General features: G+C 63.9%; 7 protein-coding genes and 1 pseudogene. 5 read left to right on the forward strand and 3 right to left on the reverse strand.

The features are described from left to right. The first annotated feature begins 135 nt into the window (after nucleotides 1-135). The 5 genes from parA to DTW89_RS11180 all read left to right on the forward strand — a co-directional run bounded on the left by parA (nucleotide 136) and on the right by DTW89_RS11180 (nucleotide 4,613). Nucleotides 136-774 (forward strand): ParA family partition ATPase, encoded by a 639-nt coding sequence (gene parA / locus DTW89_RS11155; protein ID WP_114656002.1) that lies wholly within the window; start codon nucleotides 136-138, stop codon nucleotides 772-774. Then, on the forward strand, nucleotides 771-1,043 hold the full coding sequence (locus DTW89_RS11160; protein ID WP_087748533.1) for a chromosome partitioning protein ParB: 273 nt from the start codon (nucleotides 771-773) through the stop codon (nucleotides 1,041-1,043). The genes parA and DTW89_RS11160 overlap by 4 nt, the downstream gene beginning before the upstream one ends. Continuing rightward, nucleotides 1,040-1,585: a DUF2840 domain-containing protein gene (locus DTW89_RS11165; RefSeq protein ID WP_024815506.1), complete on the forward strand. Its 546-nt coding sequence runs from the start codon at nucleotides 1,040-1,042 to the stop codon at nucleotides 1,583-1,585. Before DTW89_RS11160 ends, DTW89_RS11165 begins: the two co-directional genes overlap by 4 nt. Then, nucleotides 1,582-2,181 carry a S26 family signal peptidase gene (locus tag DTW89_RS11170; RefSeq protein WP_024815507.1) on the forward strand — a complete coding sequence of 200 codons (600 nt, stop codon included), beginning with the start codon at nucleotides 1,582-1,584 and terminating at the stop codon, nucleotides 2,179-2,181. The genes DTW89_RS11165 and DTW89_RS11170 overlap by 4 nt, the downstream gene beginning before the upstream one ends. 446 nt (nucleotides 2,182-2,627) lie before the next feature. Continuing rightward, nucleotides 2,628-4,613 carry a relaxase/mobilization nuclease domain-containing protein gene (locus DTW89_RS11180; protein ID WP_024815508.1) on the forward strand — a complete coding sequence of 662 codons (1,986 nt, stop codon included), beginning with the start codon at nucleotides 2,628-2,630 and terminating at the stop codon, nucleotides 4,611-4,613. Between the two features lie 67 nt (nucleotides 4,614-4,680). Here DTW89_RS11180 and DTW89_RS11185 read toward each other — a convergent pair whose 3' ends face one another. From DTW89_RS11185 to DTW89_RS11195, 3 genes and pseudogenes are all read right to left on the reverse strand, one after another. Further along, a complete protein-coding gene (locus DTW89_RS11185; protein WP_024815509.1) occupies nucleotides 4,681-5,031 on the reverse strand; it encodes a DUF4148 domain-containing protein in 351 nt (116 codons plus the stop codon). A gap of 420 nt (nucleotides 5,032-5,451) precedes the next feature. Then, complete coding sequence (locus DTW89_RS11190) at nucleotides 5,452-6,786, reverse strand: heavy metal sensor histidine kinase (protein WP_035241113.1); 1,335 nt, start codon at nucleotides 6,784-6,786, stop codon at nucleotides 5,452-5,454. Next, nucleotides 6,783-7,055 (reverse strand): annotated as a pseudogene (locus DTW89_RS11195) (winged helix-turn-helix domain-containing protein); the annotation flags it as partial. The gene DTW89_RS11190 and the pseudogene DTW89_RS11195, both read right to left, overlap by 4 nt. Between the last annotated feature and the right edge of the window lie 123 nt (nucleotides 7,056-7,178).

A 7,178-nucleotide genomic window follows, 5' to 3' on the forward strand; every position in this document is an offset into this window, starting at 1 on the left:
TTTAAATTCTCTAACTTGTAGTAGCAGCGCGCCGTTTCGGTGGACAACCGCCAAAAGGCAGAAAGCCAAAAGCCCAAAGCAACCCCGTTTTGCAAGGCAAATGCAGGCCAGCTTTCCAGCTTGGAGGGCCGCGCCATGATCGTCGCTTTGCTCAATCAGAAAGGCGGCGTCGGCAAGACCACGCTCGCCACGCACATCGCCGGCGAGCTGGCCATGCGCGGGCAATCGGTCATCCTGCTGGATGCCGATCCGCAAGGCTCTGCGCTGGACTGGGCGCAGCGCCGCAGCCAGCAAGGCTTGCCAAGGCTGTTCAGCGTCGTGGGCCTGGCACGCGAAACCCTGCATCAGGAAGCGCCAGAACTCGCCAGACGGGCCGATCACGTCGTCATCGACGGGCCGCCCAGGATCGCCGCCCTGGCGCGCTCCGCGCTGCTGGCGGCTGAGCGGGTGCTGATCCCGGTGCAGCCCAGCCCTTACGACCTGTGGGCATCAGCGGAAATGGTGGCGCTGATCCGTGAGGCGCAGGTGTTCCGGCCTGCGCTGCGCGCGGCCTTCGTCATCAACCGGCGCGTCAGCACCACGGTGATTGGGCGCGAAGCACGCGGGGCGCTGGCCGAGCAGCCACTTCCTGCGCTGCGCTCGGAAGTGCACCAGCGCATCGTCTTCGCAGACAGCGTGGCCGCCGGCCGGGTCGCACGCGAGACGGCGCCCGACAGCGCCGCCGCACGCGAAATCACTGCACTGGTCGATGAGCTGTTGCGGTGGCCGACATGACGGCGAAGCCGCCACCCAACAGCAAACGCACGGCCAAGCGCGTCGGCATCGGCGCGCGCCCGCCTGCAAATCCGCACGCCGAGGCGTGGATTCGCCAGGGCGACGCCGATGCGCTCAACAAGGGCGATCTCTACACCGCCCGCCTGACCCTGGACATCACGCCCGCCATGCGCTCGCGCATCAAGGTATCGGCTTTCACGCAGGGCGTGACGGTGGCCGACCTGTTGCGCGCACTGCTGGAGCGGGAATTCCCGGAGAACATGCCATGAACGCATCTGCTTTGCCTTTTGCTACCGCAGCCACGGCAGCACCGTCGCCGTCACTCATTGCGCTCACGGGCCGGCCTGCCTCAACGCCGCTGACGCGCGTTTCGCTGGCCTTCCTTGAGCACCGCTTCAAGCTCTATCTGCGCTTTGGCGAGCCGGCGCGCACTCTGCGGTACGACCGCTGGCGGAGCGTCGCCGTATTCGTGCCCGACGCCATGTTCTGCCGCATCCGCTGGCAGGCCAACGACTACGGCACGATTCGCTGGCAGCTCATGGTGATGCAGGCTTGCACGCCCTTGGATGCGGCGCAGCGCATTCCCGGTGTGCAGCCCGGCGCACGCCTGTTGCTGCACGCCGAGGGCGACAGCGCGGTGCGCGCCGTGCTGGAGCGCATCGACGCCATCGAGGCGCTGGGCATCGCGCCTGCTGCCGCATCACCCGCGTACTGGCGCACGCTGGGCAACCGGCTCGCGGCACGCTTGCCGCTGCCCGATTACAGCGCCGAGCGGCACGCTGCCTGGCTGGCCGGGAGGGCGCTGCCATGACGGCTCATTCCACCGCCGTACATTCCGCAGAAGCCGCGCCGCATCCTCGCTCGCGCCTGCGCGTTCGCATCGTGCTGGCTGCGCTGTCCGCCTGTGGCCTCGCCGCGCTGGCCTGGGCGTCCTTCGTGTCGCCGCTGCCGCGCCTGATCTACAACCCGTCCGACAGCGTGGCGGTCGGCTGGTATCGCGTCGATCCGCTCGACCATCACGCCGCCTCGCTGCCACGTCCGTTGTCCGTGGGCAGCATCGTCTTGGCCCGGCTGCCGCCCGATGCCGCCGCGCTTGCTGCACAGCGCGGCTACCTGCCGACGCGCGTTCCGCTGCTCAAGCGCGTGGGCGCGGTCGCGCCGCAACACGTTTGCATCGTCGATGCGCTAATCTGGATCGACGGCGTGCCGGTGGCCGCCGTTCTGGCTGCCGACCGGCTGGGCCGCACGCTGCCATCCTGGCCGCAGTGCCTGCGGCTTCGGCCTGGCGAGTTGTTCCTGCTCAGCGCGACCAACCCGGCGTCGTTCGACAGCCGGTATTTCGGGCCGGTCAGCGCATCCGCCGTGATCGGCATTGCACGTCCGGTCTGGCTGGAGTCCCGCCCATGATGGCTGCCGATTCGCTGCACGCAGGCGTGCATTGCATCGTGCCATCGGGCATGTCATTTCAGTGGCTTCTGCCGTGTCGCCGCGCGTGCAGTGCAAATGCGTTCGCATTGCACTTCGCGCTGCATCCGGCGCAGCCGTCCACCGTGCAGGCGTCTTGCCTTGAACGCGCCGGGCTGCGGCCCTGGCCGCGTTCACCGGCGGGCTGGCTGCAAGCAGCGCAGCGCCACCGGGCCGCCGCTGCCGGGAGCGAAAGCGGGAGGCAAAGGCGGAAGGCAAGACAAAAGGGGGCGGCACTTCGTCGCCCGCAAAGCCAGCCTGCACGTGGGGGTTGGACGGCACGGCGCGGCTTCGCCGCCGTGCCGCCTGGGGCGCGAGGCCCGCGCCGATACGGGCATGTCCGCGTGCTTTGCACTACCGGACACGCCCCAGCTATCCAAGGAACAGCCATGAGCAACCGCCGCGATGACGATTTCCGCATCCGCCCCAGTGCTCCGAAGAACCGGGGCCAGGGCTTTGTTTCCAAGGTGCTCAAGCAGGTCGGCAAGACCAGTGGCGGCAAGTCCTCAATGCGTCGCCCGGCATCGACCGGCGGCACTGGAAAGCACGTCGGCCAGCGTCCCGGCTCGCGCCTGGGGCGCGGCCATACTGCGGCGCGCTTCGCCGGGGCGAAGCTGACGCCAATGTCGCGGCGCGTGAACATCAAAACCTTGCTGGTCAACCAGCGTCAGGCCAGTCCCCGATCACTCACCAAGCACCTGCGCTACATCGAGCGCGATGGCGCGGGCCGCGATGGCGAGCGAGGCCAAGCCTACGGGCCGCAGGTCGATGAAGCTGATCTGGAGGCATTCAAGGAACGCTGCGCCGATGACCGGCACCATTTCCGGTTCATCGTGTCGCCCGAGGATGGCGCCGAACTGGATGATCTTCGGACGTACACGCGCCACCTGATGAACCGCATGGAAGCCGACCTGGGCACGCGGCTGGATTGGGTGGCTGTCGATCACTGGAACACCAACAACCCGCACACCCACCTGATCGTGCGCGGGCGCGACGACACTGGCAAAGACCTCATCATCGCGGGCGACTACATCGCCGATGGTTTCCGCCATCGTGCCGCCGAGTTGGCGACCGAATGGCTGGGGCCACGTACCGAGCTGGAGATCCAGCAGACCTTGCAGCGCGAGGTGGAGCAAGAGCGGTGGACGAGCCTGGATCGCACGCTGAAACGCGAGACTGGCGACGATGGCCGTGTGCGGGTCGGACGCTTCAACGAACCGAAGCTGCAACGTCAGCGCCTGCTGCTGATCGGCCGCCTGCAACGCTTGCAGCGCCTGGGCCTGGCCGACGAGGTACAGCCCGGCACCTGGGCCATCCATGCCGATGCCGAGAAAACCTTGCGCGCCCTGGGTGAGCGCGACGACATTATCCGAACGATGCAGCGGGCGATGAGCGGCCAGCCGCGAGAACTGGCGGTGTTTGAGCCGGGCGACGACGGCCGCACCATCATTGGCCGCGTGGCCGCCAAGGGGCTGGCCGACGAGCTGCGAGACCGGAGCTATCTGGTCATCGACGGCGTGGACGGCAAGGCGCACTATGTCGGGCTCAATGCCCGCGACGAACCCGGCAACTACCCGACCGGCGCGGTGGTGGAACTACGCGGTTCCGCCAAGGTGCGGACGGCGGATCACAACATCGCTGCGCTGGCAAGCGATGGCCTGTACCGCACCGACCATCATCTGGCGATTGCACAGGGCCAGACCCAAGCTGGGCGCGACCCGCAGGAGGTAGTCGCGGCCCATGTCCGAAGGCTGGAAGCCCTGCGCCGCGCCGGCATCGTGGAGCGCGTGGCCGAGGGGCTATGGAAGGTGCCCGACGATCTGCCCGAGCGTGGACGGCAGTACGACGCACAGCGCCTGGGCGGCGTGGCGGTGGAACTGAAGTCGCACCTGCCCATCGAGCGGCAGGCCCGCGTGATCGGCGCCACCTGGCTGGACCAGCAGTTGATCGGTGGGGGCAAGGGATTGGGCGATTTGGGATTTGGCAGCGAGGTCAAGGAGGCGCTACAGAAACGTGCCGACTTCCTGGCCGAACAAGGACTGGCCGAGAAGCGCGGCCAGCGTGTGATTCTGGTGCGCAATCTGCTGACGACGCTGCGTAATCGGGAAGTGGTGCAGGCCGCGCAGGACATAGCGGCTGATACCGGCCTGGAGCATCGCCCCGTGGCCGATGGCCACCGAGTGGCCGGCATCTATCGGCGCAACGTCATGCTCGCCAGTGGGCGCTACGCCATGCTCGATGACGGCATGGGATTCAGCCTGGTGCCGTGGAAGCCAGTGATCGAGCAGCGGCTGGGACAGCAGCTCGCCGCGACGGTGCGCGGCGGCGGGGTGTCATGGGAAATTGGACGGCGGCCTGGGCTGTCCCGAGGTTAGTCAGGCCAACGTCAACAATCCCACAGAATGGATTCCAAGCAATTTTCCGCACCCCAAACGTGGGCAATCAACCCGGGTAGTAGAGACGCAGACGCGCGTCGCGTTCGGCAGGTGACTCGTTCCGCAACTCGTTGACTACTTGCTCACGCGTCTTGCCTGGACCTGCCGCATCAGGTGTGCGGATAGGGTAGTTGCTTTCGCCGTAAGAAAGGAGGCCTTGCCGCATGGCAGCCTCGGCTTCTGTTTTGACTTGAGCACGGGTTTTATCGCTCTTGAAGTGTTCCGGGTGAACGATGACGCCCTTTTCGTTGTTGGCGGGATGCTCGTACGCTGCCGAAGCAATCCCTGGAAGGCTCAGGGTAACCACTGCGGCCGCGGCGGCAATCATGGAAGAAAGGGAGAGGCGTTTTTGGATCATGGTTGAAGCTCCTAGCGATAGTGAATAAAACTTGCATCTCTCATGCCTTGCTTGGGCGTTGAGGAGATGTGTTCATCGTAGGGAGCGCACCCCAACAGAATCTAGACAGTCCGATGACATTTTTATCATGGAGCGGCGCGAACTGGAGCGCGATTTGGTGGACCTGCGCGGGGGGGCCAATGCGGAGGATGTAGGACCGACCACACGAGTAGACAGAAGTCACCAGCGGATCGGCGCGAACCTGCCGAAAGTGCCTTCTGGTTTGTCATCGTTGCGATGCTGATATCTGGTGCCGTTTTGTTCTTCTGGTGGGAGGAGCAGCATCCGAGGCTCAACCCCGCCATCTAACGCTCTCGCCATATGACAGACTTCTTGACGTCCTGATCCATTGCATCACGAGATGCCACTCTATAACCGACATTACTGGGCGCGGATCTCCACTCCCACACTTGTCACCCCGCACTCTGACCATGCGACTGGCTTGCCATGGTGCATGCGGGCGATCGCACCGACGATGGCCAAGCCTAGGCCATGGTTGCTTTGCCCATGGCTGCGAGCGGGATCGGCGCGAAAGAATCGATCGAAAAAATGGGGAAGTATTTCCGGATCAATGGTGTCGCCGCAATTGGTGACGGTGATGAGCACGCGGTCCTCACCAATGGTCTTGAAACCAACCTGAACGATCGAACCCTCTCTCGCGTACTGCGTGGCGTTTCCCAGCAAGTTTGACAACGCACGACGCAGCAGTGGTGAGTCGAAGGCACCTTGCGCGTCACCAACCACTTCGGCCGTGAGTCTTGCCTCGGCCAGAGACGCCTCGTGGTAGTCCAACACATCTGCAGCTACAGACGCAAGGCTTGGTACTGGTGCGCGGCGTGCACCCACGCCTCGATCCGCCTGGGACAGAAACAACATGTCCTTGACGATGCCGGTCAGGCGATGCAGTTCCTCTAGATTAGATGCAATGACCTCCTGCATGTCAGCTTGGTGGAGGTGCCTGAGTGCCAGTTCATTGTTGGCAATCAGCGTGGCCAACGGCGTGCACAACTCGTGCGCCACATCTGCGTTGAAGCCCTCCATCTGCGAATATGCCTTCTCTATGCGTGCCAGAAGCGCATTGAACTGGTCGATCAGTGGCACGAGTTCAAGGGGTTGCTCCCCGCCATCGAGCCGCTGATGCAGGCTGCCCGCAGACAGTGCGCGTGTTTGACTGGCCAGCCTTCGCACCGGCGCCAGCCCGAGGTTGACCAGAGAAACCCCCCCAAGCGAAACCACGATCGCGCCTCCGATCGCAGCTACGAGCAAAGTGACTGCGAGCCGATGCAGCAATTGGTTGTCAGTTTGTATGTCCAGCGACAGTTGCACGCGCAATACCCTTGACGCCAAGCCATCGACTCGCTCTACCTCGAATTGCCGATGGCGCAGCACCGTATGCGCGTTCTGATTCCGAGTGTGTATGAAAAGCACGACTCCGTCGGACTGCAATACTTCGAGTGAAAGATCTCCGTGCCCTACCAGAAAGTCGTCGAGTTTGTGAGTAAGGTCCTCCGCATCCCGGTGCTCCTTGCCACCCGCCAGAAGATGCCGGATGACGTTCTCCTTTTGCGCCAGCGTTTCCTCTTGGCGGTCGCGAAAGTTGAACTCCGTCACTAGGTAGACGGCCAGACAGACCAACCCCAATCCGGCAAAACTCTGCAGCGCCAGCCACCAGGATAGCCGCTGACGCAACGAGCGATGTTGGTCCAATACCTTCATCCGTTGCGTTCTTCCATGATGTAGCCCATACCCCGGATAGTGTGAAGCAGCGCAGTGTTAAAGGGCTTATCTATTTTGCCTCGCAAGCGACGAATTGCGACCTCCACTACGTTGGTTTCGCTGTCGAAGTGCATGTCCCACACCTGCTCAGCAATCTCGGTGCGAGACAACACTTCGCTTTTCCTTCGCAGAAAGAGCGTGAGTAGCAGAAACTCCTTGGCAGTCAGATCCAGCCGCTGACCGCCGCGGGATGCCTTGCGCCGCACTAGTACATCGTTCCGTTAAAACATTTACGTAAATGTGATCATGTGCGATCATGCCAACCCAGCGATTCCTTTTGGAGGCTGGCATGGCAAGACGGACGGGGCGAGCGGCGTTGGTGTTGAGCGGGG

This window comes from Acidovorax sp. BoFeN1 (assembly GCF_003345135.1).
GTDB classification, from domain to species: Bacteria; Pseudomonadota; Gammaproteobacteria; order Burkholderiales; family Burkholderiaceae_C; genus Acidovorax; species Acidovorax defluvii.

Bases quoted from the DNA above. Each gene is read 5' to 3' on its own strand.
- DTW89_RS11180 (WP_024815508.1), top strand. From the start codon at position 2,628: ATGAGCAACCGCCGCGATGACGATTTCCGCATCCGCCCCAGTGCTCCG.
- DTW89_RS11165 (WP_024815506.1), top strand. From the start codon at position 1,040: ATGAACGCATCTGCTTTGCCTTTTGCTACCGCAGCCACGGCAGCACCG.
- DTW89_RS11170 (WP_024815507.1), top strand. From the start codon at position 1,582: ATGACGGCTCATTCCACCGCCGTACATTCCGCAGAAGCCGCGCCGCAT.
- DTW89_RS11190 (WP_035241113.1), bottom strand. From the start codon at position 6,786: ATGAAGGTATTGGACCAACATCGCTCGTTGCGTCAGCGGCTATCCTGG.
- DTW89_RS11160 (WP_087748533.1), top strand. From the start codon at position 771: ATGACGGCGAAGCCGCCACCCAACAGCAAACGCACGGCCAAGCGCGTC.
- DTW89_RS11185 (WP_024815509.1), bottom strand. From the start codon at position 5,031: ATGATCCAAAAACGCCTCTCCCTTTCTTCCATGATTGCCGCCGCGGCC.
- parA (WP_114656002.1), top strand. From the start codon at position 136: ATGATCGTCGCTTTGCTCAATCAGAAAGGCGGCGTCGGCAAGACCACG.